Origin of the sequence: Bradyrhizobium denitrificans, from assembly GCF_013179005.1 — a bacterium.
Taxonomy (GTDB): domain Bacteria; phylum Pseudomonadota; class Alphaproteobacteria; order Rhizobiales; family Xanthobacteraceae; genus Bradyrhizobium; species Bradyrhizobium denitrificans.
The window spans coordinates 71246-93513 of record NZ_JABFDP010000013.1 but is presented as its reverse complement, the minus strand read 5'-3'; the positions used below and the strand labels follow the sequence as shown (position 1 = coordinate 93513).

The following is a 22268-nucleotide window of genomic DNA, read 5'->3' as shown; positions in this document are numbered from 1 at the left end:
CGGCTGGTCGGGCGGCCGCCGGCGCTTGCCGGGCACCCTCATCGCAGGTGAGCAAGCGCTCGCTGAGTCGCCCGACGACCACCGCGTCAATATCCGATCGCATCAGTCCTCGATGTCCAGCCCGTCACCATGAACATACCAATCGGCGCGTGACGCCCAATGCACGTGACGATCCGGCGCGGCCCCGAGCGATTGATCGAAGCCGCCGGCCGGGACAATGGCCTCCCGGCCGCTGCGCGTCAGATGCGGCATCGGGCTGCCGCAGCGACTGCAGAAGGCCGTCGCGAAGCTACGCGCCTGCGGCAGGTCGAAACGTGCGACCCGCGCTTCGCCCTGCAGCCAGCGCAGCGCCGCGGCCTTGACGATGACCTCACAGGAATGCGCCGTGCCGCTGGCCTTACGGCATCGTGAACAATGACAGTTGAGAAACTTGTCGAACGGGCCGTCGACCTCGAACACGACCTCACCGCACAGGCAGCTGCCACGAAATCTCGCCATACTCATCTCCTCTGAGGCAAGCGCCCAGATCCATGCGCCCTGGTCTGGAGAACCACTGCGCGGCGCCACGCTGCGATTGACTAACAAGTCTCAGCGTGGCGGCCCAACGGGCCGCGATGTCACGCGCCCTCGTCCTGATACAATTCCACGTCCGACCGTGGAGCTGAGAGAACACACCGTACCCAGGTAGTCGTGAGAAAGAGTCAACTACTTGGGTTGAATTGGAACCTGCCTCGATGAGCAGCCCCCTCGCGGTTTTGCATGGCTCACCGGCGATTCCGTCACTTTGAGGACATGATTGCCGGCTGATTGGCACGTGGCAGGGGGATTTCACAGTTCAGGAGTCCTCCAAATGTATCGTGTTGTCATCCTCATCGCCGCATTGCTGGCGCTCTCGACGCAGGCTCAGGCCCGCCCCCGTCACCACCATCATCATTCTCATCACTTTGCGCACCGCCATCACCACTCGGCCATGTATGCCATGGCCTCGATCGCAGGCGAGGGCCGCGTGGTCGGCGGCCGTCCGTCAGGATGCCCGCACGCCTTCTGCGGCTGCGAAGCATCGCTCTACAAGTTCGGCCGCGTCATTCCCGAGCTCAATCTCGCCTCGAACTGGCGTCGCTTTCCGCGGGCCTATCCCGCGCCTGGCATGGCTGCGGTCCGTCCCGGCCACGTCATGATCCTGCAGCAGCAGGTCGCGGGCAATGTCTGGCTTGTGCATGACGGCAACTCCGGGGGTCACGTCACCCGCGAGCACCCGCGCTCCATCGCAGGCTATACGATCGTGAATCCCGATGCGGCGTCGTCGATGTACGGCGCGGCCAGCAGCTTCACCCGCCAGGCCCGCGCACCAGCATATCAGCATCTCGCCCGTGCGCGGACTGATGGTTGGATGGCCAACGCAACGCCGATGGCGTTCAACTAAGCCAGTCCCAGCCCGTCTCTCCTTGACCAACCGAGCCGTCGCTTGATCGCCGTTACACAGGCGCGCGATGCTCGCCGTCGACGCATGCCCGACCTCCGATGCGCACGCCATTGCGCATCGGAGAATCATGGCACGCGCCTATGCGAGCCACTCGGCGGCCAAGAGCGACGGCGCACGACTGAGCCTGATCCGAACGAGGACAGCGCGCTCTACTTCTGCGGCTCCGTCGTCGACCACAGCAAGGTCGTCGCGCCCTTCTCGTAGGCCATGCCCTTTGGGTAGCTGATCAACTCCATCTGCAGATCCCAGGGAGTGAGGAAGTACAGGATCGACTGGCCGCCAGCGGGCCCCTCGGTGATTGGAATGGGGCCCTGCATCGTGCGCACACCCTTCGATTTCAGATAGGCGGCGGCCTTGTCGATGTCGTCGACATAGAGCGCGATGTGGTGGCCGCCAAGATCGCTGTTCTTCGGCTGCGTCTTCGCCTGATCCGGCGCCTCATACTGGAACAGCTCGATATTGGAGCCATAGCCGCAGCGAACCATGCTGATCTCGTGAATGACCGCGCGCGGATGCACGTTGACGACATCCTGCATGAATGTGCCCTTGTCGTCGGAGAACGGCCCGAACGACATCGCCTGCTTGCAGCCGATCACGTCGGTGAAGAAGGCAATCGCGGCCTTTACATCGGGCACCGTGATGCCGGTGTGGTCATGGCCGCGCAGGCCGGGGATGGAATCGGCGGAGGCGACGGTGGTGGAAAGGGCGAGGGCGGCGATCGTGGCGCTGAGGCGTTGACTGATCTTCATCGATGGACTCCCAGGGGACAAACTGATGACCTGATTGCGGGGAAAGATCATCCAGCCGAACACGTGTGACGACCGGAGTGTTGTGCCCGTGAGCCTCCACGTCGTCATGGCCGGGCTTGTCCCGGCCATCCATGTCGCGCGGCGTTCCGGGAGCGACGTGGATGCCAGGGACAAGCCCGGGCATGACGGAGAAACTCACGAGCAACGTCGTGTGCCGCGACAAACCCCTCACTTCGTAGCTGAACCGGTGGAGCTCCACGCGTCACCCCGATGCCAGCTGCTTCTCCACCGCCTTGTGATCCTGCGCCAAGCCAGCAGCGAGACCCTTGGCCATGTCGCCGACATAGATGTCCTCCTCACCGGCTTCGTAGCCGTCGAGAATCTCTTTTGCGGCATCGGCCGGGGTCATCTTCGGAATCGGCAGGCCGGCCGTCATGCGCGTGTCGACCGCGCCGGGCAGTGCACCGACGATGCGCACGCCCTTTGGCGTGAGCTCGCCACGCAGGCCTTGCGTGAGGCTCAGAGCCGCGGCCTTCGAGGCGCAATAGGAGCCCATCAGCGGCAGGTTCACCCGCGCCAGGATGGTGAGGATGTTGAGCACCGCGCCATGGTTCCTGATCAGGACCGGCGCGAAGGCGCGGGTCAGCCGCAGCGGCGCCAGATAGTTGATCTCGATCTCCTCCTTGGCGAAGGCGAGATCGGGCGCGAGCATGAAGGCGGTGTTGTGATTGACGCCCGCATTGTTGATCAGCAGCGTTGCGTCCGATGCCTGTAAGGCGGCGGCCGCCGCGTCGGCATCGCTGGTGACATCGAGCTTCAGCGGCACGATCTTGCCGGTGGCCGCAAGTCCCGAGACGTCGCGCGCGGCGGCGTAGATCTTGGCCGCGCCGCGGGCGAGAAGTTCGGCGATGAGCGCCGTGGCGATCGCGCCGGTGGCACCGGTGACGACGACGACGGAGTCCTTGATCGAAGCACTCATGCGGCTGATCCCTGCTGCTGGGGTTGCTGACGGGACGGGGGGTCGTCGAGCCAGCCCGGCTCGACATCGGGGAGCGGAATGGCGGCAAGAAGCTGGCGCGTATAGGCGTGTTGCGGATGGGAGAAGATGCGGCCGACCGGACCGTGCTCCACCACCTCGCCGCCCCGAAGAATGGCGACCTCGTCGCACAGCACGCGAATCACCGACAGGTCATGGCTGATGAAGACGACCGTGAGACCAAGCTTGGCGCGCAGCTCCTTCAACAGCATCAGGATATGCGCCTGGGTGGAGACGTCGAGGCCGGAGACGATCTCATCGGCGACGATGAAGTCCGGCTGCAGCGCCAGAGCCCGCGCGATGCCGGCGCGCTGGCGCTGGCCACCGGAGAGCTCGTGCGGATAGCGGTCGACGAACGCCGTCGGCAGACCGACGAGATCGAGCAGCGCGGCGGCACGGTCGCGGCGATCACGCCTGCCCTTCAGCCGGCCATAGACCTCGAGCTGGCGCGTCAAGGTCACCGCCAGCGGCAGGCGCGGATTGAGCGACGATTGCGGATCCTGGAAGATCATCTGGATCCGCGCGCGCAGCGGGCGCAACGCAGCTTCCGACAAGTGGCTGATCTCGGTGCCGTCGAACTGGATGCCGCCCGACGTCGGCTCCAGCAGCCGCACCAGAAGCCGCCCGAGCGTGGTCTTGCCAGAGCCGGATTCGCCCACGAGACCGAGCACCGCGCCGCGCGGCACCGCGAGATCGACAGATTTGATGACGTCACGCATCACGGGCTTGCCGAACGGCGATGTCGATCGCGCCGGATAGGCGAAGCCGAGCTGGCCGGTGCGGAGCAGGATGTCGCTCATGCCGGCCTCGTCGCGGTCAGCTGATCGAGCCGGCGCGCCTCGGCCCAGAGGCTTTCGATCAGCGCCGGCGGCACCGGCTTCAGCGCATCCGCCGGGCGATCGGCGCGTGGCGTCGCCGCCAGAAGCGCGCGGGTGTAGGCATGATGCGGCTTCACCAGGACGTCCGCGGTCGGGCCGTCCTCGAGAACGCGGCCGGCATGCAGCACGGTCATGCTGCGGCAGATCTTGGCGACCACGCCGAGATCGTGCGTGACGAACAGGATCGCGGCGCCATGGCGCTGACGCATCCGTTCGACCAGCTGCAGCACCTGGCGCTGCACGGTGACATCGAGCGCGGTGGTCGGCTCGTCGGCGATGACCAGTGCCGGGTCGCAGGCAAATGCCATCGCGATCAGCACACGCTGACGCATTCCGCCGGAGAGTTCGTGAGGATAGAGTTGCAGCACGCGCGCGGGATCGCGGACTGCGACCTCGGCGAGCAGATCGGCGGCGCGATCCAGAGCGGCGCGCTTCGACAGGCCGAGATGCAGCTGCAGCAGCGCGACCATCTGCGCACCGATGCGCCGGACCGGATTGAGCGAGGTCATCGGATCCTGCGGGATCAGCGCGATGCGGCGTCCGAGCAGACCGCGCCGCTCCTTGTCCGGCATCGCCAAGAGGTCGCGGCCTTCGAACTGCACCTGGCCGGCGCGGATCGCAGCCTTGGCCGGCAACAGCCCGAAGATGGTGCGGCCGACCATCGATTTGCCGGCGCCGGATTCGCCGACCAAACCGCGCACCTCGCCGGCCTCGACGCGCAGGCTGACGCCGCGCAGCACATTGGCGGCGCCGATCGCGACATGGAGATTGTCGATCTCGAGCACGGCACTCATCGGCGCTGCACCGGATCGAGCGCGGCGCGCAGACCGTCGCCGAGCAGATTGAAGCCGATGACGCTGATGATGACGGCGAGAATCGGCAGCGCCATGATCCACGGCGCCTGGTAGACGATCTGCCGCCCCTCGGTAATCATGCCGCCCCAGCTCGCGGTGTCGCCGGTGACGGAGATGCCGACAAAGGACAGGATGACCTCGACCAGGATCGCGATTCCCATCTCGACCGCCAGCAGGGTGACGATCAGCGGCACCAGATTGGGCAGGATCTCCAGCCGCAGCGCCTGCGCGCGGGTGAGACCGAGCACGCGCGCGGCCGCGGCATAGTCGCGCGCCAGCTGGGCCTGAGTCTCGGCTCTGATGATGCGGGCGAAGCGGGTCCAATCGACCACGACGATGGCGGCGATGACCGACACAAGCCCGGCGCCGATCACCGCCGCGAGCACGATCGACAGCAGCACCGGCGGGAAGGCCATCCACACATCGATCAGCCGCGAGACCGACTGATCAGGGACGCCGCCGAAGGCGCCAGCGACGAGGCCGAGCGCGATGCCGATGATCGCGGCGAGCAGCGAGGCGATCAGGGCCACCGACACGGCGGTCCGCGCGGAATACATCAGCCGCGACAGGACGCAGCGCCCGAGGCTGTCGGTGCCCAGCGGAAACGCGGCCTCGCCGCCGCGCATGAAGGCGGGCGGCAGTTGCGCCGACATCAGATCCTGCTCGGCCGGATCATGCGGCGCGATCACCGGCGCGAACAACGCGATCAACAGCAGCAAGGCAACAAGGACGCCGCCGATCCACAGCCGTGCCCCGCCGCGCGCCAGCGCGCTGCGCCAGCGCGAGGCCGGCGCGGAGATCGGTCCCGAGAGAATGAGATCAGCCATGACGCAGCCTCGGATCGAGCACCGCCACCAGGAGATCGACGGCGAGGTTGAGGGCGATGAACAGCACCGCAAAGGTCAGGATCAGCCCCTGGATCAGCGGGAAATCACGGTTGATGACCGCGTCGATCGCCATATTGCCGATGCCCTCATAGGAGAAGATGCGCTCGACCAGCACGGTTCCGCCGAGCAACAGGGTGACTTGCACGCCGGACAGCGCCACGGTCGGGATCAGCGCGTTCGGAAACACCTCGCGTTGCAGGATGGTGGTGCGCGAGAAGCCGCGCGTGTGCGCGATCTGGGCGTAATCCTGATCCTCGGCCTCGGCGAGTTGCGCCTTCAACAGCCGCGCGACCAGCGCCGCGAACGGCAGCGCCAAGGCCAGCGACGGCAGCAGCATGTGGCGCAAGAGATCGGCGGCGACGTCGAAGCGCAAAGTCAGCAGGCTTTCGATCAGATAGAAGTGGGTGCGGAAGGCGACCGCGAGCTGCGGATCGAGCCGGCCGGAGATCGGCAACAGCGGCAGCAGCACGCCGAAGCCGAGCAGCAGGATCAGCGCCCACAAGAAATCGGGAATGGCGAGGAAGAAGCCGTTGGCGGTGTCGAGCAGCCATTCGAGGCGGCTGCCACGCAGCAGACTGCCGACCACGGCCACCGCCACGCCCATCATGAGCGCGAGCGCGACAGCGAGCGCCGCGAGCTCCAAGGTCGCCGGCAGCCGCGCGCCGACCAGTTCAAAGACCTGCTGGCGCAGGCTGATCGAGCGGCCGAAATCGCCCGATGCGACCTGGCCGAGCCATGTCACGAATTGCGCCAGCAGCGGCTGGTCGAGGCCATAGAGCGCGCGCAGCCGCGCGATATCCGCCGGCGAGGCGCCCGGCGGGATCATCATCGCGATGGGATCGCCGGGCACCACGCGCAGCAGCACGAACACGATGGCGCCGACGCCGAGCAAGGTCGGCGGGATCAGAGCGAGGCGCTTGAGAATGGCGCTCCAGCGCATCGCCCGCGTCTCCGCTCAGCCCTGGGTGACGAGTTGCGGCAGGATCATGCCGTTGGCCTGCGGCACCACCTTCAGCCCCTTCTTATGGATGATCGGCTGGACATATTGCAGCAGCGGAATCACCTCGCCTTCCTCGGCGATGTATTTGTCGACCGCCTTCCAGCCGGCGATGCGCTTGGCGTCGTCCTTCTCGCCCCACAGCGGCCCGATGCGCTCGATCAGGTCCTTGCCCTTCCAGGCCGAGTGCGGCGACGGGCCGAACATCGCAAAGCCGGTCGAGGTCGTGGGATCGCCGATCGCATTGCCCCAATTGTAGAACGCGGCCGGCGCCAGCGCGTGGCGGGCGCGCAGCTCGAAATGCTGCGCGATCTCGTAGACCTCGATATTGGCCTCGATGCCGACCTTGCGCCACATGCCGGCGATCGCCTGGACCATCTCGTAGTCCTTCGGCTTGAAGCCGCGCGTCGTCTGGATCGTGAACTTGACCGGCTTGGCGGTCGAGTAGCCGCTCTTGGCGAGCAGGCTCTTCGCCAGCTCCGGGTCGCAGGCTGTCTTGATCGACGGATCGAACGCGGCGTAGCCCGGCGCCTCCAGCGTGTCGATCGGCACGCCATAGCCGCGCAACAGCTTCTCGACGATCGCCTTCTTGTCGATGGCGTGATTGGCGGCGAGCCGCACGTTGCGGTCGAGCATCGGGTCGATGTCGGTCAGGAAGATCATGCCGATGTCGGAGATCGGCTGGGTGAGCCCGGCGAGGTTCGGCTTGGCCTTGAGGCGGTCGAACTCCTCATAGGGAATCTCGAAAGTGATGTCGGAGCCGCCGGACTCGATCTCGGCGACGCGGCTGGTCGGATCGGTGACGAACTTGAAGACGACGGTGTCGAACGCCGGCTTTGGCCCCCAATAGCCGGGATGCGCCTTCAGCCGCAGGAAGGCGTTGCGCTCGAACGCATCCACCTTGTAGGGGCCAGAGCCGATCGGCGCCTTCTCGAAGCCCTCGGCGCCGACCTTCTCGTAATACGCCTTCGGCAGCACGTAGCCAGTGAGGAACGCCATCCATTTGAACAGCACGGGCTCGAACTCGACCACATCGGCCGTGATGGTCTGGCCATCGATCTTGAAGTTATTGATCTTCGACCAGACAAACTGGATCGGGTTGCCACCCTTCGGATCGGCGGCGCGGGTCAGCGACCACACCACGTCCTCCGGCGTCACCTTGGAGCCGTCATGCCAGGTCGCGTCGGAGCGCAGCTCCATCGTGACCTTGCTGCGGTCCTCGTTCCAGCCCCATTTGGTCAGGAGGCCCGGCTTGAAGGAGAGATCGGCGGCCTGGCCGATATAGGGATCGAAGATCGCCTGGTAGATCGACTGGATCGTCGGGTTCACCGCCGAGACGCCGACGGTCGGATCGAACGACGGCAGATTGACGTTGTAGGCGATGGTCAGGGTGCTCGCGGCGGCGCGCGCCGAATGGATCGGCAGGCCGGCGGCGAGCGGCAGCGCAGCCGCACCGGCGAGCTGCAACATCGTACGACGAGAGATCTGATGGTCACGCATGGTGATGCAACTCCGGATGCGAAGGACGACGAGCGAATGAGGCGGCGTTCCTGCCGACGCCGCCCGAAGACGTGATCAGTTCGGCGCGCTCTCGGCCCAGCGCTTCATCAGCGTGTTCGAGGGCAGGGATTCATCGACCAGCTTCTTGGCGGTCTCGATGCCCGCGACCGGCAGCTTGGCCGGATCGAGCAGACCGATCTGCACCAGCACCGAGGCCTGATCCCAATAAATGTGCTCGTTGTAGAGCTTGTCGCCGCGGAAGCGGACGATCGCGACCAAGGGGATCTCGACATATTTGCCGGTCGGCGGGATGCCGGGCAGCATCCAGTCGATCTCGATATCGTGGGTGAAGCAGAACAGCATCTCATCGACGACGCGGTCGGCACCGATGGTGCGCGAGATCGGTACAAGCTTGGTGTCCGCGGGCGTCTTCGGGATGAAGTGATTGGCGTAGAAGCGCAGCAAGTCCTTGTAACCGACGCCGCCGGTCATGGTCGGGATGTGGTTGACATAGGGCTCGGCGACCATCGTGCCCATCGTCGCCTCCGCCGAGCGGGTGGCGAATTCGAGCTCGGTGTGGCGATCCCACAGCGACGACAGGTCATAATGCGGACCGAGAACCTTGCGGAACAGCGCGATCGAGCGCGAATGCGCCATCAGCGTCGCCGGCTTGTCGAAGCTGGCGCGCTCCGGCGCGGCGAAGGCGTGGTCGCAGCCGGGATAGAGATAGAACTCGGCATCGTCGCGGCCGGCAAAGCCGGCCTTGATCGCCTCGCGCGCCTCGGCAGGGGCGAACTTGTCGAGCTCCGCAAAGTGGAAGACGATCGGTCCCTTGATGGTCTTGGCCTCGGCGATATCGGCCTCGATGCCGACGCCATAATAGGAGACGGCGCAATCGACATCGGTGCGGGCCGCGGTGAGGTAAGCGAGCTTGCCGCCGAGGCAGAAGCCGAGCGCGCCGACCTTGCCCTTGCATTCAGGCCGCGCCCGCAGCACCTTCAGTGCGTCCGCCGTGTCCTTGATCGCGAGATTGACGTCAAAGCGCTGGTAGTAGCCGAACGCCTTGGCGAAATCCGCCTCGCCATAGCCGAGCTCGATGCCCGGCTCGAAGCGCCAGAACAGCTCGGGCGCCAGCACGACATAGCCCTCTTCGGCATAGTAGTCGGCGACCGCGCGCATCGAGGCGTTGACGCCGAAGATCTCCTGCAGGAGCACGATGCCGGGACCGGAGCCTGATGCCGGCACGGCCAGATAGCCCTTGAACGTGCCGCCATCGGCGGCGGCAATGTCGACCCACTGTCCAGCCATCGTCATGCTCCCCGGTCCTGCCGGCGTCCACAGTGACGCCGCACCTGATGTGTTTTCTTCATTGAATTTTTAATGTAAAAATATCGGATGTAAACAGCAGAGATTGAGCATGCGCTGCACACGCATTGTGCGGAGCGGCATCGGGAGACGGGATATTGAAAAGGGCTGATGGCACCGCGGCGACGCGCAAGGCCGTGGCGGTGAAGGCGAAATCCGCCGGCCGTAGGACAGGTTCACAGCCGGCCAAGGCACGCAACGCCGCGGATGCGAACGGCGACAAGGGCTCCTGGCATCTCGCCCGCAGCGATGCGGAGCGGCGGCTGTCGGATTTCGAATTTGCGCTGGAGCGGCTGGCGCAGTCCTATTACCGCTGGAAGGCGTCCTGCCTCGCAGCGGTGTGCGAGGTACCGCTGACCGGCGACGACGTCGCCGTCCTCAATGTCGTGCGCATGGGCGACGAGCCGAAACGGCTCGCCGAAGTCGGCCAATTGCTCAACCGCGTCGACGTGCCCAATCTGCAATATGCGACGCGCAAGTTGGTGCGCGCCGGCCTGATCGAAACCGAAGGCCGCTCCTCGCGCAAGGAGACGCGCTACCGCGCCACCGCCCGCGGCCGCGCCGTCACCGAGGACTATGCCGCCTTGCGCGCCACGACGCTGCCGCCGCTGTTCGACGCGCTGCCCGGCTGGATCGACAGCTGCGCGGCAACCACCGCGCAACTCGACCAGATGTCGGGACTCTATGGCCAGGCGGCGCGCGTCGCCATCACCAAGCGCCACCAGTCCTAATCGCGCCGCGCATTCAGCGCGGCCCGTCGACGGCCGTGACCTTCCACAAGGTGCAGACCACGCCAGCCCGGCCGACGCTGTGCGCCAGCGCCTCGGCCTGCACCTTGTGCGTGGCACGCAGATGATCGAACCAGGCGCGCCCCGGCGTTTCGATCACCAGGAACTGGGCACCATCGCGCACGACATCGGCCGTGCTCACGATTTGCGGCATCGGCAGCCAACCCTGCAAGGCCTGCAGAATGTGATAGTCGACCGCATTGCCCGGCGACCGCGTCGGATAGGTCATCACCACATCCCAATCGAGCGGAAATCGATAGGCCGCAGCATGCGCGGCATAGGCGGCGCGCGGCAGGAAGACATGGGGCGAGTCCGCGATCACCGGCAGGTCACCGCCGACATGCGGGCTCTCGAAATAGCCGCCATTCGCATCGGCGCAGACGGGATCGCCGTGGAACGGCGTGGCCGCATGATCCACGACGTTGCGCAACATCAATCCGCCGATCAGCAGCGCGGCCGGGAGCGCCAGCGCACGCGGTGCGGCAACGCGCAGCCATTGCGCAAAGGCTGTGAGCAGCAGGTAGGACACCACGATCTGCGGGGTGAAGAACCGCGGCACGAAGATCGGGACAGCGGCGCGCGACACCATCCAGCCGGCGAGCGCGAAGGCGGTAAAGCCGGCCGCGAGGAGGCCGAGATAGCGGGCTGGCTGCCCTTGGTCGCTGGCGACCATCTCCTCGAGCCGCCGCGGCGTTCGTTTCAGCCATGCCATTCCGGCGTTGCCCAGACCCAGCAGCGCGACCACGCTGATCGCCAGCAGCCATTGCGACGAGAACAGGGTCTCGGCCAACTCGCTCCAGCCCGGCTCCGTCATCCAGCCATACGGGCTCGCCACCTGCAATTGCTCGCGCAGCACCGGCGTCCAGGCCAGAAGGAGGAGCACCGCCGGACCTGTCGCAAGCAGCGCCCGGCGCAGCAGCGCACCATCACGCGGCCGGCTGAGACAGCCGGCCAGCGCGATGCAGCCGACATAGGCGATGCCGAACGTATGCGCGAAGGCCAGGCCGACGAAGGACAACGCTGATAGCATCAGATCGGCGGGACGACCGCGCTCGATCAGCCGCTGCTGGCACAGCGCCGCGACGGCCGCCGTCGCGAAATAGGTGGCATAGGTCCGCAGTTCGAAGGCGGCGTAGAGCAGGTTGTCGTTCAGCGTGACGAGGATCAGGGCGCCGGCCGTGCAGGAGACCGCCGAGATCGCACGGCGGGCGAGCCGCCACAGCGCGACAAGGCCGAGGCCGACCAATGCGATATTCAGCAGCTTCAACGCCGCGACAACGGGCACGGCTGAGGGCAATAACCGCGTCAGCAGCCATGCGCCGGTGAGATAGAGCGGCGGATTGCCGTCGATGCCGCGCGCGATCCCACTCCACAGCCTCGGCAGGCTGTCCGCCTGCAGCAAATGCGTCGTCAGCAATTCGTCGGCCCACAACGGATCGTTAACCGAACGGACGGCAAAGGCCGCGAGCGCGCAGCCGCCGAGCCATGCGCCGGCGACCTGGAGAAGCTTCTGGGCTGAGGAACCGGTCGAATCCATGGATGCGCTGCTGCTCGCGCATCCATGACGGAAAATCCTTAGCACCGGCTTTCGTCCTGGTTGCTCCGCGCCGGTTCACACGATCTTAGGGAAGCAAGCCGCAGGATGAGCGCGACGCCAGCAGCGGTGAGAGATGCCACTTCCCTATCAAGACACGACCGGCCCGGGTGACGCCGGCCCACTCCGCGACGCGCGCATGCGCGGCGGCCGGCCGCTGGTCGTCGATGTCGACGACGTGCTGATGCAGACGAGCCTGTCGAGCGAGGCGATCTGGTCGGAGATCGCCCATCGTCCCGCAGCCGCCATCGCCTTGGCCGCCGCCGTGCTGCGCGGTCCGGCCGAGCTGAAGCGACGCCTGGCCAATTCGGCACATTTCGATCCGGCCCGTCTCGCCTACGACACCGAAACCGTTGCTTATATGCTGCGCGTCCTCGGCGAAGGCCGTCCGGTCTATCTCGCCTCCGACACCTATGACAGCGCGCTCGTCGGTGCCATCGCCCAGCATCTCGGCGTATTCACCGCCTGGACCGCCTCGGCGGATGGCGCCAGGCTCGATCCGGAGGCCATGAGCCTGCTGCAGTCCTGGAGTCAGGGCTTCGATTATCTCGGCCATGATTCCGAAGTGCTGCCGGCCGGCGCGACGCGAATCCCGCGCCGCTCACCTGCGGCGCCGTCCGTTGCGACCAGCGATCCCGTCGGCTGGCGGGTCTGGGCGAAGCTGCTGCGCGTGCATCAATGGGCCAAGAACGCGCTCGTTCTGGTGCCAATGCTGACGGCCCATCAATTCGGCCTGTGGCCGGCGATCACGGCGCTGTTTGCGGCGCTTGCCTTTTCGCTCGGCGCCTCCGCGGCCTACATCCTCAACGACCTCGTCGATGTCAGCGCCGACCGCGCCCATGCCACCAAGCGCGAGCGGCCGATCGCCAGCGGCGCGATTGCTCCGGCGCAGGCCATCGCCGCGATGGCGCTGCTGCTCATCGGCGCGATCACGATCGCCGCGGTGGTCTCCCCGGCCTTCCTTGGCGTGCTTGCCGGCTATCTCGCACTGACCACCGCTTATTCGTTCCGGCTGAAACGCCTTGCGCTGCTCGACGTGGTCACGCTGGCCGTGCTCTACACGATCCGCGTCGTCGCCGGCGCGGTCGCCATCGGCGTCGCGATGTCGGAATGGCTGTTCGCATTCTCGCTCTTCATCTTCATGGCCTTGGCGCTGGTGAAGCGTTACGTCGAGCTCGATCGCCGGAGCAGCGGCGACCGGCCGCTGTCACGCGACTACCAGCCGAACGACCGGGCGATGATCGCGGTCCTGGCGGCGGCGGCCGGCTTCAATGCCGTCGTCATCTTCACGCTATACATCTCGTCAGACGCGGTGCGCGCGCTCTACGGTCATCCCCAGATCATGTGGGCCAGCTGTCCGGTGCTGATGTATTGGGTCGCCCGTGTGATGCTGTTCGCCCAGCGCGGCCTGATCGACGACGATCCGGTGATCTTTGCGCTGAAGGACCGGGTCAGCTGGCTCGCGCTCGGCACCATCGGTGCGATCATGCTCGCCGCAATGTAACGACCGGCCATGAGCGACCTCGCCGGCTGGGGCAATTATCCGCGCATTCCGACCGAGCAGCTCGTGCCCGCGCGAGCCGAGGCCATCGCGCCGCTGCTCGCCGGGCGCAGCGGACTCGTTGCCCGCGGCCAGGGGCGCGCCTATGGCGACGCCGCGGTCGGCATGGCGACGACGCTGACATCATCGCGCCTCAACCGGATGCGCCGCTTCGATCCTGCGAGCGGCGAGCTGACGGTCGAGGCCGGCGTCACCATTGCCGACATCCTCGCGACCTACGTGCCGCGCGGCTTCTTCCTGAAAGTCGTGCCGGGTACCAAATTCGTCAGTATCGGCGGCGCGATCGCGGCCGACGTCCACGGCAAGAATCATCATCGTGACGGCGGCTTCGGTGATCATGTGATCGCGCTTCGATTGATGCTGCCGAACGGCGAGATCGTCACCTGCTCGCGGCACGCCAATGCCGAGCTGTTTCATGCCACCGTTGGCGGCATGGGGCTGACCGGCATCATTGTCGAAGCGACTTTGGTCCTGATGCCGATCGAGACCGGCTGGCTGGTGCAGGAGACCCATGTCGCCGAAGATCTCGACGCCGCCATGGCCGCGCTGGAACGAACCGCGGCCCATACTTATTCGGTCGCCTGGATCGACTGCCTGGCCCGCGGACGCGCGCTCGGCCGCTCGTTGATCTACGCCGCAGACCATGCAAGCGCAGCCGACAAGGACCGTTTCGCGCCGGCGCGCGACGCCTTCCCGCCGCAGCGGCGTGCTGGACCTTCGATGCCGGCCTTTATGCCAAGCTTCGTGCTCAACCCGCTCGCGGTGCGCGGCTTCAATGCGCTGTATTTCCGGCGCGGTGCCCGGCAGGCCCTGACGCCACAACTCGTGCACTGGGATCCCTACTTCTTCCCGCTTGACACGATCGGCCACTGGAATCGCATCTATGGTCCGCGCGGATTCCTGCAGCATCAGTGTGTGATTCCCGCAGCCAACGCCCGCCGCGTCCTGGCCGAGATCCTCGACCGCGTCGCGCGCCGCGGCAGCGCCTCGTTCCTTGCCGTGCTCAAGCAGATCGGCGACAGCCACGGCCTGATGTCGTTTCCCTTGCGCGGCTACACGCTGGCCATGGATTTTCCGATTCAGGACTCGCTGTTCGGGTTCCTTGACGAACTCGATGCGATCGTCACCGCCGCGGGAGGCCGACTCTATCTCGCCAAGGATGCGCGGCAGTCGCGGGCCACCTTCGCCGCCGGCTATGCCGGTCTCGACGGCTTGCGCGACATCCGCCGCTGCATCGGCGCCACCGACAAACTCGTCTCCCACCTTTCGGCCCGATTGGGGATCTGAGCCATGACCGTATCCAAATCCGTGCTGGTGATCGGCGGCAGTTCCGACATCGGTCACGCCACGGCGCTGCGCTATGCCGAGCGCAGCTGGCAGGTTGCGCTGGCCGCACGCGACACGATCACGGCCCAGCGCAATGCCGACGACATCAAGGCGCGTACCGGCAACGACGTGGCCGTTCACGCGCTGGACATTCTGGAGACCGACAGGCTCGCCGCCTTCGTCGATGACCTCCCGGCCCTGCCAGACACGGTGATCTCCGTGGTCGGCGAGCTCGGCGACCAGGCCCGCGCCGAACGCGACATCGCGCACGCCGCAATGGTCATGCGCACCAATTTCGAGGCGCCGAGCCTGCTGCTCGGGTTGTTCGCCAACGCCTTCGCCGCCCGCGGCTCCGGCACCATCGTCGGCGTCAGCTCGGTGGCCGGCGATCGCGGCCGCGGTTCGAACTACGTTTATGGCGCCGCGAAGGCCGGCTTCTCGCAGTTCCTATCGGGCTTGCGCAACCGTATGGCGCTGACCGGCAAGGTCCGCGTCGTCACCGTCAAGCCCGGCTTCGTGCGCACACGCATGACCGCGCATCTAAAGCTGCCGGCGCCACTGACCGTGACGCCTGCCCGCGTCGCCGCCGACATTTACGCCGCCGCCGAGGAGAGTCCGCGCGACGTGATTTACGTCGGCCGCCGGTTCTGGCTGGTGATGACGATCATCGGGCTCATTCCGGAAGCGCTGTTCAAGCGGCTGAAGCTTTGACGGATGGTGCCTGCGTCTCCCGCCTGAACAGGACATAGAGCGCCGGCAATACCAGCAAGGTGAGCACGGTCGAGGAGATGATGCCACCGATCACGACGGTCGCGAGCGGCCGCTGCACCTCGGCACCGGCACCGGTCGCGAGGGCCATCGGCACGAAGCCGAGCGAGGCGACCAGCGCCGTCATGAGAACCGGCCGCAGGCGCGCCAGGGCGCCCTCCTCCACCGCCGCCAGCACGCTGCGTCCCTCCTGGCGAAGCCGCTCGATGAACGCGATGATGACGAGACCGTTGAGCACCGCGACGCCTGAGAGCGCGATGAAGCCGACGCCGGCCGAGATCGACAGTGGCAGCCCGCGCAGCAGCAGCGCGGCGATGCCGCCGGTCAGGGCCAGCGGCACGCCGGAGAACACCAGCGCGGCGTCCGCGACCGAGCCCATGCTCATGAACAGCAGCAGGAATACCAGAGCGAGCGCGATCGGCACGACGATCGTGAGCCGCTTGGTCGCCGACACGAGTTGCTCGAACTGGCCACCCCAGCCGATCCAATAGCCCGGCGGCAGCTTGACCTTTTCGGCCACCGTGGCCTGCGCCTCGGTCACGAACGAGCCGAGATCGCGGGCACGGACATTGGCCGACACCACGATGCGACGCTTGCCATTCTCACGGCTGACCTGGTTCGGTCCCGGCGCCGAGGCGACCGTAGCGACTGACGACAGCGGTACGTAGCGCGGCTGGCTTGCGGAATTGAAGGCGGTCCGCAGCGGTGCCCCACTCGCTTCCTCTCCGGCCGGCAGCGGAATCGGGATCGCGCGGATCGCGTCGAGATTGCCGCGCAGTCGCTCGGGCAGGCGCACGACGATGTCGAAGCGGCGGTCGCCGTCGAACAGCTTGCCGGTCGCCTTGCCGCCGATCGCAATCTCGACGACGTTCTGTACTTCGGCGACGCTGAGGCCGTAGCGCGACAGCGCCTGGCGGTCGATGGCCACGGTCAGGATCGGCAGGCCCGCGACCTGCTCTGTCTTGACATCGGTGGCACCGGAGATGCCGCGGATCGCCGCTTCGACCTGGCGCGCCGCGCCCTGCAGAATGTCGAGATCGTCGCCGAAGATCTTGACGCCGACGTCGCTGCGCACGCCGGAAATCAACTCGTTGAAGCGCAGTTGGATCGGCTGCGAGATCTCGTAATTGCTGCCGGGAATCTCGTCGGCCGCCTCCTCGATCTCGGCGACGAGCTGCGCCTTGGGCTTCGCCGGATCGGGCCACTGCTCGCGCGGCTTCAGCATGATGTAGCCGTCGCCCTGCGACGGCGCCATCGGGTCGGTTGCGACCTCGGCGGTGCCGATGCGGGTGAAGACGTCCTTCACCTCGGAAATTCGCTTCAGCCTCGCCTCCAGCGCCTTCTGCAGATCGACCGACAGCGTCAGACTCGTGCCGGGAATGCGCAGCGCCGCCAGCGCGACATCGCCCTCGTCGAGGCTCGGGATGAACTCGCCACCCATGCGCGTCGCCGCGACCCCGCTTGCGGCGACGATCACGACGGCGGCAGCAGCGACCATCATGCGATGCGCGATCACGCCGCGCAGCAGCGGCGCATAGATCCGCCGCGCGCCGCGCATCACCAGGTTCTCCTGCTCCGACACTCTGCCGGTGACAAAGACCGCGACCGCGGCTGGCACGAAGGTCACGGAGAACAGCACGGCGGCACCGAGCGCCATCAACACGGTCAACGCCATCGGCGTGAACATCTTGCCCTCGACGCCGGTCAAGGTGAGCACCGGCAGATAGACCACGGCGATGATCAGCGTGCCGAACAGGCTCGGCCCGATCACCTCGCGCGCGCCGCCGACGATGGTCCGCAGCCGCTCGGCCGTCGTGAGGAGCCCGCCCTTGCGGTGCTGCGCCTGGGCGAGCAGGCGCAGGCAGTTCTCGACGATGATGACGGCGCCGTCGACGATGATGCCGAAATCGATCGCGCCCAAGCTCATCAGATTGGCGCTGACCTTGCTCTCGACCATGCCGGTGACGGTCATCGCCATCGACAGCGGGATGATGCAGGCGGTGACCAAGGCGGCGCGGATATTGCCCAGCAGCAGGAACAGCACGACGACGACCAGCGCGGCGCCTTCGAGCAAATTCTTCTCGACGGTGCGGATCGTCGCCTCGACCAGATGGGTACGGTCATAGAGCGTGCGCGTGATCACCCCGTCGGGCAGCGATCTCGCGATCTCGTCGAGCCGCGCGGCGACCCGCCGCGCCACGGCGCGACTGTTCTCGCCGATCAGCAGCATCGCGGTGCCCAGGATCGTCTCCTCGCCATTGAGGGTTGCAGCGCCGGTCCGCAGGTCGCGTCCCTCCATGACTTCGGCGACGTCGCCGATGCGCACCGGCGTGCCGCCGCGCGCGCCGATCACGATATCCCTGAGTTCGGCGGCGGTGCCGACCTGGCCGGGCGCGCGGACCAGATATTGCTCGCCATTGCGCTCGATATAGCCGGCGCCGACATTGGCGTTGTTCGCAGCCAGCGCGGCAATGACCTCGCGGAAGCTGATCTTGTAGGCCATCAGACGGCCGGGATCGGGCAGCACGTGGAACTGGCGTTCGAAACCGCCGATGGTGTTGACCTCGATCACGCCGGGAACGCCGCGCAGCTGCGGCCGGATGATCCAGTCCTGGATGGTGCGCAGCTCCGTCGGCGAGTAGTCGGCGCCGTCAGGCGTCTTCGCGCCGGGCCTGGCCTCGACCGCATACATGAAGATCTCGCCGAGCCCGGTCGAGAGCGGCCCCATCGCGACCTCGACGCCCGGTGGCAACTGATCCTTGATCTGCTGGATGCGCTCATTGACCTGCTGACGCGCGAAGTAGATATCGGTGCCGTCCTGGAACACGACGGTGACCTGGCTCAGGCCATAGCGCGACAGCGAGCGCGTGTAGTCCAGCCGCGGCAGACCGCCCATCGCGGTCTCGACCGGAAACGTGATGCGCTGCTCGGTCTCGAGCGGCGAATAGCCCGGCGCCTTGGTGTTGATCTGCACCTGGACATTGGTGATGTCGGGCACGGCATCGATCGGCAGCCGGGTGAAATTCCAGGCGCCGAAGGCGGCGGCGGCAAGCGAGACCAGCAGCACCAGCCAGCGCTGGCGCACGGCAAATGCGAGGATCGCGTCAATCATGCTCGGCCTCCCCCTTGCCCATCTCGGCTTTCACCACAAAGCTGTTCTCGGCGACGTAATGCTCGCCGGGTGACAGACCATCGCGGATCTCGATATGGACCGAATCGGACTCGCCGAGCGCGACTGGGCGCGCCTCGATCTTGTCGGCCTCCTCGCGCACGAACACGACGGTCTTGTTCTCCAGCGTCTGGATCGCGCTGGCGCGCACCGCGACGGCGACGCTACGCTTGGCCAGCACCAGCCGCGCGGTCACGAACAGGCCGGGGCGCAAGCGGCCGTCGGCATTTCCCAGCACGACGCGCGCGAGCGCGGTCTGCGTCTCGCTGGCGCCGACCGGGGCGATGTAGGACACGTTGCCCTTGATCGGGCCGCGGCCGTCATCGGGGTCGATCAGCACCTCGTCGTCGAGCCGGACACGACGGAGATCCTGGCGATAGATCGACAGGTCGACCCAGATCGTGGAGAGGTCCGCGACCACGAAGGCCGGCTTCTGCTCGGAGGCATATTCGCCGAGCGAGATCTGGCGATCGATGATGGTGCCGCCGATCGGGGCCTTGAGGTCATAGGCGGTCAGGCTCTGGTTGCTTTCGATCGACGCGAGCAGCTCATCCTTGGCGACGCTGTCGCCGATCCGCTTCCTGATGGCACGGACGATGCCGGGGAAGCGCGGCGTCACCTGCACCAGCGCCTCCTGATTGGCGCGCAGCACGCCGTTGAACGCCAGCGTGTCCGAGAGCGTCGCCGGCCCCGCTTCGGCGAGCGTGACGCCGGCGGCGGCGAGCTTGACGTCGCTGATGCGGATGCGGTCGGCACCGTGCTCGTCCTGCTCGACGTGATCCCTCGGCGTCCGCTCCTGCTTCTCGGCGTGATCGGTGTGGCCAGCCGCCGTATTCCTGTGCGGCACCGCGTCCGCCAGGAGGTGCGACACCCCGGCGCCGGCTGCAGCCGCCAGAATCACGATAACGGTGATGGTGGAGATCTTCATCGCGTGGTCTCCCGAGCCAGAGTGAAGGGGCGGCCGACCAGGCCCTCGATCGTCGCGACCGCGACATGGATGTTCTGCAGCGCCTCCTGTTCGCGCAGCCGGGCCTGCGCCACGCTCGCCTGCGCGTCCAGCACTTCGAGCAGGGTGAAGCGGCCGGCGCTGTAGCCCTGCGCGATCTCGTCCGCCGCCTCCTGCGCCTTGGGGATCGCGATCTCGCGCAGGACGGACAATTCGCGCAGCGAGCCCTGCAGCGAGTCATAGGCACGGCCGGCGACGATAAGCAGCGCGTTGCGGTTGGCCTTGCGCTCGGCCTCGGTCTTGGCGAGGCTTTCCTGCGCGGAGAGGATGTTGCCCTGGTTCTGATCGAACACCGGGATCGGCACGGAGACGCTGAGCCTGACCGCATCGTCCTTCGTGTCGTTGAAGTGGCGCCAGCCGGCGCCGACGCGCACGTCGGGATAGGGTTTCAGCCGCGCCAGCAGCAGCTCGGCATTGCGCTGGGCAAAGACCGCGGTCCAGCGCGCCAACTGCGGATTGGCGTCAATCGCCGTCATGACGCTCTGAAACGATGGCGGCTGGCCGATAGCTTCGAAGCGGCCGCTGACGGAGGCGAATTTGGCCGAGCTGTCACCAGTGAGCACGGCAAGCTCGCGCCGTGCGCTGGCGAACGTCGCCTTGACGCGCTCGCGATCGGCGCGCACCAGCGCGGAGGCGACCTCGGCACGGCCGGTCTCAGCCGGCGACGACGCACCAGCCTCGACCCGCCGCCGCAACAGCGGCGTCAGCCGGTCCAGCGCGGCGACCTGATCATCGAGGATCTGGATGCGGCGCTGCGCGGCGAGGACTGTCACGAAGGCAATCGCCGTTTCAGACAAGACTTCGAGCCGCACCGCCTGGCGTTGCACCTCGGCCGCGCGAACCCCGGCCTGGCCGGCGGCGACGCGCGCGTCGCGCTTGCCGAACCATTCGAAGGCCTGGCTGATCTGCAACGTCGTCTCGGCCGCGCGTGTACCGCGATACGCGCCGGCGCCGAACGAATTGTCCTGCTCATAAGAGAGCTCGGGATTGAGCAGCGCGCCGGCCTGCAGCCGCTGGCCGGAGGCGATGCCGATGTCGCGATCGGCGGCCGATAATCGCGGACTGACGGCGAGTGCGCGCGCCAGCGCCTCGCGCAGGGTCAAGGTCTGCGCAGACGCAGCGTATGCGGACGCCGCGAGCAGGGCTGCGGCGCAGAGCGCGCGCGCAGCCGTCCCAGCAAATGACATGAGAAGAACCTGTCTGGACGAGCAAGAATGGACGGCGTCGGCCGTCCGGCACGCAGCGTCAGATCAGGTGTTTCGGGGGCGGAGACTCCGACTCGGAGACGATGCCGGCGCGAAGCAGCGGAATGGCCCAGTCGGTTGCGGCGACGATGTCGGCCGGAACGGCCGCGAGCTGCAACTGAGGAATGGCCACCGAGAAGCAGCCATGGCAATGGTGATCGGCGATGCCGCGCGGATCGGAATGACTGGCCTTGTCGAGCAACGACGCGATCTCCAGCTTGCCGGCTGGGACATGGGCCACGTCAAGGTCGCAGGTGCCGTGCAGCGCGCCGGCGAGCAGATAGGCCAGCATCACGCACATGGCCGCGATCCGGCGCAGCAAGCGCGGACGGCTTCCGTGAGATCGTCGATCAATGCTGCGCACCGCGCCCCCTGGTCGCGCAGCCGATAGCACGTTGCCGCAGCGATTGTCGATCCGCAACAATGTAACAAGGGGAACCGCGTCACGGCACCGCAAGCGCGGGCGCGAGGATGACGCAGGCCAGCAGCGCCAGCGCGGCAGCGCTGCAACGATAGCCGAGCGTCGCCGGCATGACCTGCCCAAGACCGCGCCGCAGCGTCGCACCGAGCACCAGCCAGCCGCCGCCGATCATGATCGTGGAGCAGCCGAGCGCAACGGCGAATGGCAGCAGCTCGATCCCGGCGCCGGGGGCGGGTAGCAAGGTGAAGGCGAAGATGATGGCCTTCGGATTGAACAGCGTGGTGATGAAGACGCGGCGCAGGGTGACCGCCGCCGCATCGCTGTGGCCGGCACCGCCATGACGCCACAGTGACGTGGCCAGATGCAGCAGATACAGCACGACCACGACACGCAAGGCGTGGCCGACCAGCGGCGCCGTCGCTAGCACCGGTCCGAGCACGACGCGTAGCAGCAGGATCGCCAGCAGATAGCCGGCGAGTTCGGCGAGCAGCAGATGCGCGGAGGCGCGCGCGCCGCGGCTGGCGCCTGCCGTCGCCAGCAGCGTGTTGGTCGGACCGGGTGTGGCCAGCAGGGCCGCGGTCGACAGAACGAAGGTCAACAAATCCATGTTGCCATCGACCATGCCGGCGGACTGGCCGCCTT

Annotated in this window: 20 protein-coding genes; 5 read left to right on the top strand and 15 right to left on the bottom strand. The window is 66.9% G+C overall.

Translation table 11 applies throughout. The annotated features are described in order from the left end of the window. Positions 1-102 precede the first annotated feature (102 nt). Positions 103-498, bottom strand: coding sequence for a GFA family protein (locus tag HL671_RS15895; RefSeq protein WP_012046971.1), 396 nt, complete (start codon positions 496-498; stop codon positions 103-105). A gap of 352 nt (positions 499-850) precedes the next feature. On the opposite strand from HL671_RS15895, the gene HL671_RS15890 reads away from it, so the two are divergent. Next, positions 851-1423 carry a hypothetical protein gene (locus HL671_RS15890; RefSeq protein ID WP_012046972.1) on the top strand — a complete coding sequence of 191 codons (573 nt, stop codon included), beginning with the start codon at positions 851-853 and terminating at the stop codon, positions 1421-1423. 209 nt (positions 1424-1632) lie between these two features. Here the strand turns inward: HL671_RS15890 and HL671_RS15885 are convergent, their stop codons facing one another. The 8 genes from HL671_RS15885 to HL671_RS15850 all read right to left on the bottom strand — a co-directional run bounded on the left by HL671_RS15885 (position 1633) and on the right by HL671_RS15850 (position 9692). Beyond that, positions 1633-2232 carry a VOC family protein gene (locus tag HL671_RS15885; protein WP_012046973.1) on the bottom strand — a complete coding sequence of 200 codons (600 nt, stop codon included), beginning with the start codon at positions 2230-2232 and terminating at the stop codon, positions 1633-1635. Positions 2233-2494: 262 nt separating this feature from the next. Further along, positions 2495-3211: an SDR family oxidoreductase gene (locus HL671_RS15880; protein WP_172236959.1), complete on the bottom strand. Its 717-nt coding sequence runs from the start codon at positions 3209-3211 to the stop codon at positions 2495-2497. Then, on the bottom strand, positions 3208-4068 hold the full coding sequence (locus tag HL671_RS15875; RefSeq protein WP_172236958.1) for an ATP-binding cassette domain-containing protein: 861 nt from the start codon (positions 4066-4068) through the stop codon (positions 3208-3210). Before HL671_RS15875 ends, HL671_RS15880 begins: the two co-directional genes overlap by 4 nt. Beyond that, positions 4065-4940, bottom strand: a complete 876-nt coding sequence (locus HL671_RS15870; RefSeq protein WP_172236957.1) for an ABC transporter ATP-binding protein — start codon at positions 4938-4940, stop codon at positions 4065-4067. The genes HL671_RS15875 and HL671_RS15870 overlap by 4 nt, the downstream gene beginning before the upstream one ends. Then, a complete protein-coding gene (locus HL671_RS15865; protein WP_172236956.1) occupies positions 4937-5827 on the bottom strand; it encodes an ABC transporter permease in 891 nt (296 codons plus the stop codon). The genes HL671_RS15870 and HL671_RS15865 overlap by 4 nt, the downstream gene beginning before the upstream one ends. Further along, positions 5820-6827: an ABC transporter permease gene (locus HL671_RS15860; RefSeq protein ID WP_172236955.1), complete on the bottom strand. Its 1008-nt coding sequence runs from the start codon at positions 6825-6827 to the stop codon at positions 5820-5822. Before HL671_RS15860 ends, HL671_RS15865 begins: the two co-directional genes overlap by 8 nt. 15 nt (positions 6828-6842) lie before the next feature. Then, the gene (locus HL671_RS15855) at positions 6843-8384 is read right to left on the bottom strand and encodes an ABC transporter substrate-binding protein (protein ID WP_172236954.1); all 1542 of its coding nucleotides are present in this window, start codon (positions 8382-8384) and stop codon (positions 6843-6845) included. A 75-nt stretch (positions 8385-8459) separates the two neighbouring features. Next, a complete protein-coding gene (locus HL671_RS15850) occupies positions 8460-9692 on the bottom strand; it encodes a dienelactone hydrolase family protein (protein ID WP_172237017.1) in 1233 nt (410 codons plus the stop codon). Positions 9693-9847: 155 nt separating this feature from the next. Here HL671_RS15850 and HL671_RS15845 point away from each other — a divergent pair, with 155 nt between their 5' ends. Further along, the gene (locus tag HL671_RS15845; protein ID WP_172236953.1) at positions 9848-10480 is read left to right on the top strand and encodes a winged helix DNA-binding protein; all 633 of its coding nucleotides are present in this window, start codon (positions 9848-9850) and stop codon (positions 10478-10480) included. 13 nt (positions 10481-10493) lie between these two features. Here the strand turns inward: HL671_RS15845 and HL671_RS15840 are convergent, their stop codons facing one another. Continuing rightward, entirely contained in the window at positions 10494-12074 is a 1581-nt protein-coding gene (locus HL671_RS15840; protein ID WP_172236952.1) for a glycosyltransferase family protein, read from the bottom strand. A gap of 133 nt (positions 12075-12207) precedes the next feature. Here HL671_RS15840 and HL671_RS15835 point away from each other — a divergent pair, with 133 nt between their 5' ends. Genes HL671_RS15835 through HL671_RS15825 form a run of 3 tightly spaced genes read left to right on the top strand, consistent with a single transcriptional unit; the run spans position 12208 to position 15729 of the window. After that, positions 12208-13635, top strand: a complete 1428-nt coding sequence (locus tag HL671_RS15835) for a UbiA family prenyltransferase (RefSeq protein ID WP_172236951.1) — start codon at positions 12208-12210, stop codon at positions 13633-13635. Between the two features lie 9 nt (positions 13636-13644). Continuing rightward, the gene (locus HL671_RS15830; protein ID WP_172236950.1) at positions 13645-14979 is read left to right on the top strand and encodes an FAD-binding oxidoreductase; all 1335 of its coding nucleotides are present in this window, start codon (positions 13645-13647) and stop codon (positions 14977-14979) included. A 3-nt stretch (positions 14980-14982) separates the two neighbouring features. Continuing rightward, the gene (locus tag HL671_RS15825; RefSeq protein WP_012046986.1) at positions 14983-15729 is read left to right on the top strand and encodes an SDR family oxidoreductase; all 747 of its coding nucleotides are present in this window, start codon (positions 14983-14985) and stop codon (positions 15727-15729) included. On the opposite strand, the gene HL671_RS15820 is transcribed toward HL671_RS15825, so the two are convergent. From HL671_RS15820 to HL671_RS15800, 5 genes are all read right to left on the bottom strand, one after another. Then, on the bottom strand, positions 15710-18898 hold the full coding sequence (locus tag HL671_RS15820) for an efflux RND transporter permease subunit (RefSeq protein WP_172236949.1): 3189 nt from the start codon (positions 18896-18898) through the stop codon (positions 15710-15712). The two genes, HL671_RS15825 and HL671_RS15820, sit on opposite strands and share 20 nt — an antisense overlap. Next, entirely contained in the window at positions 18891-19883 is a 993-nt protein-coding gene (ihpB, locus tag HL671_RS15815) for a divalent metal ion exporter adaptor subunit IhpB (RefSeq protein WP_172236948.1), read from the bottom strand. The genes HL671_RS15820 and ihpB overlap by 8 nt, the downstream gene beginning before the upstream one ends. Further along, the gene (gene ihpA, locus HL671_RS15810) at positions 19880-21148 is read right to left on the bottom strand and encodes a divalent metal ion exporter subunit IhpA (RefSeq protein ID WP_172236947.1); all 1269 of its coding nucleotides are present in this window, start codon (positions 21146-21148) and stop codon (positions 19880-19882) included. Before ihpA ends, ihpB begins: the two co-directional genes overlap by 4 nt. 58 nt (positions 21149-21206) lie before the next feature. Next, entirely contained in the window at positions 21207-21506 is a 300-nt protein-coding gene (locus HL671_RS15805) for a hypothetical protein (RefSeq protein WP_246579559.1), read from the bottom strand. A 142-nt stretch (positions 21507-21648) separates the two neighbouring features. Then, complete coding sequence (locus HL671_RS15800; RefSeq protein WP_246579560.1) at positions 21649-22233, bottom strand: LysE family translocator; 585 nt, start codon at positions 22231-22233, stop codon at positions 21649-21651. Positions 22234-22268 lie beyond the last annotated feature (35 nt).

Coding starts and splice junctions, on each gene's coding strand:
- HL671_RS15885 (WP_012046973.1), bottom strand. CDS start 2,232: ATGAAGATCAGTCAACGCCTCAGCGCCACGATCGCCGCCCTCGCCCTT.
- HL671_RS15860 (WP_172236955.1), bottom strand. CDS start 6,827: ATGCGCTGGAGCGCCATTCTCAAGCGCCTCGCTCTGATCCCGCCGACC.
- HL671_RS15870 (WP_172236957.1), bottom strand. CDS start 4,940: ATGAGTGCCGTGCTCGAGATCGACAATCTCCATGTCGCGATCGGCGCC.
- HL671_RS15855 (WP_172236954.1), bottom strand. CDS start 8,384: ATGCGTGACCATCAGATCTCTCGTCGTACGATGTTGCAGCTCGCCGGT.
- HL671_RS15830 (WP_172236950.1), top strand. CDS start 13,645: ATGAGCGACCTCGCCGGCTGGGGCAATTATCCGCGCATTCCGACCGAG.
- HL671_RS15825 (WP_012046986.1), top strand. CDS start 14,983: ATGACCGTATCCAAATCCGTGCTGGTGATCGGCGGCAGTTCCGACATC.
- ihpB (WP_172236948.1), bottom strand. CDS start 19,883: ATGAAGATCTCCACCATCACCGTTATCGTGATTCTGGCGGCTGCAGCC.
- HL671_RS15840 (WP_172236952.1), bottom strand. CDS start 12,074: ATGGATTCGACCGGTTCCTCAGCCCAGAAGCTTCTCCAGGTCGCCGGC.
- HL671_RS15865 (WP_172236956.1), bottom strand. CDS start 5,827: ATGGCTGATCTCATTCTCTCGGGACCGATCTCCGCGCCGGCCTCGCGC.
- HL671_RS15875 (WP_172236958.1), bottom strand. CDS start 4,068: ATGAGCGACATCCTGCTCCGCACCGGCCAGCTCGGCTTCGCCTATCCG.
- HL671_RS15805 (WP_246579559.1), bottom strand. CDS start 21,506: ATGTGCGTGATGCTGGCCTATCTGCTCGCCGGCGCGCTGCACGGCACC.
- ihpA (WP_172236947.1), bottom strand. CDS start 21,148: ATGTCATTTGCTGGGACGGCTGCGCGCGCGCTCTGCGCCGCAGCCCTG.
- HL671_RS15800 (WP_246579560.1), bottom strand. CDS start 22,233: ATGGATTTGTTGACCTTCGTTCTGTCGACCGCGGCCCTGCTGGCCACA.
- HL671_RS15850 (WP_172237017.1), bottom strand. CDS start 9,692: ATGGCTGGACAGTGGGTCGACATTGCCGCCGCCGATGGCGGCACGTTC.
- HL671_RS15835 (WP_172236951.1), top strand. CDS start 12,208: ATGCCACTTCCCTATCAAGACACGACCGGCCCGGGTGACGCCGGCCCA.
- HL671_RS15895 (WP_012046971.1), bottom strand. CDS start 498: ATGGCGAGATTTCGTGGCAGCTGCCTGTGCGGTGAGGTCGTGTTCGAG.
- HL671_RS15820 (WP_172236949.1), bottom strand. CDS start 18,898: ATGATTGACGCGATCCTCGCATTTGCCGTGCGCCAGCGCTGGCTGGTG.
- HL671_RS15890 (WP_012046972.1), top strand. CDS start 851: ATGTATCGTGTTGTCATCCTCATCGCCGCATTGCTGGCGCTCTCGACG.
- HL671_RS15880 (WP_172236959.1), bottom strand. CDS start 3,211: ATGAGTGCTTCGATCAAGGACTCCGTCGTCGTCGTCACCGGTGCCACC.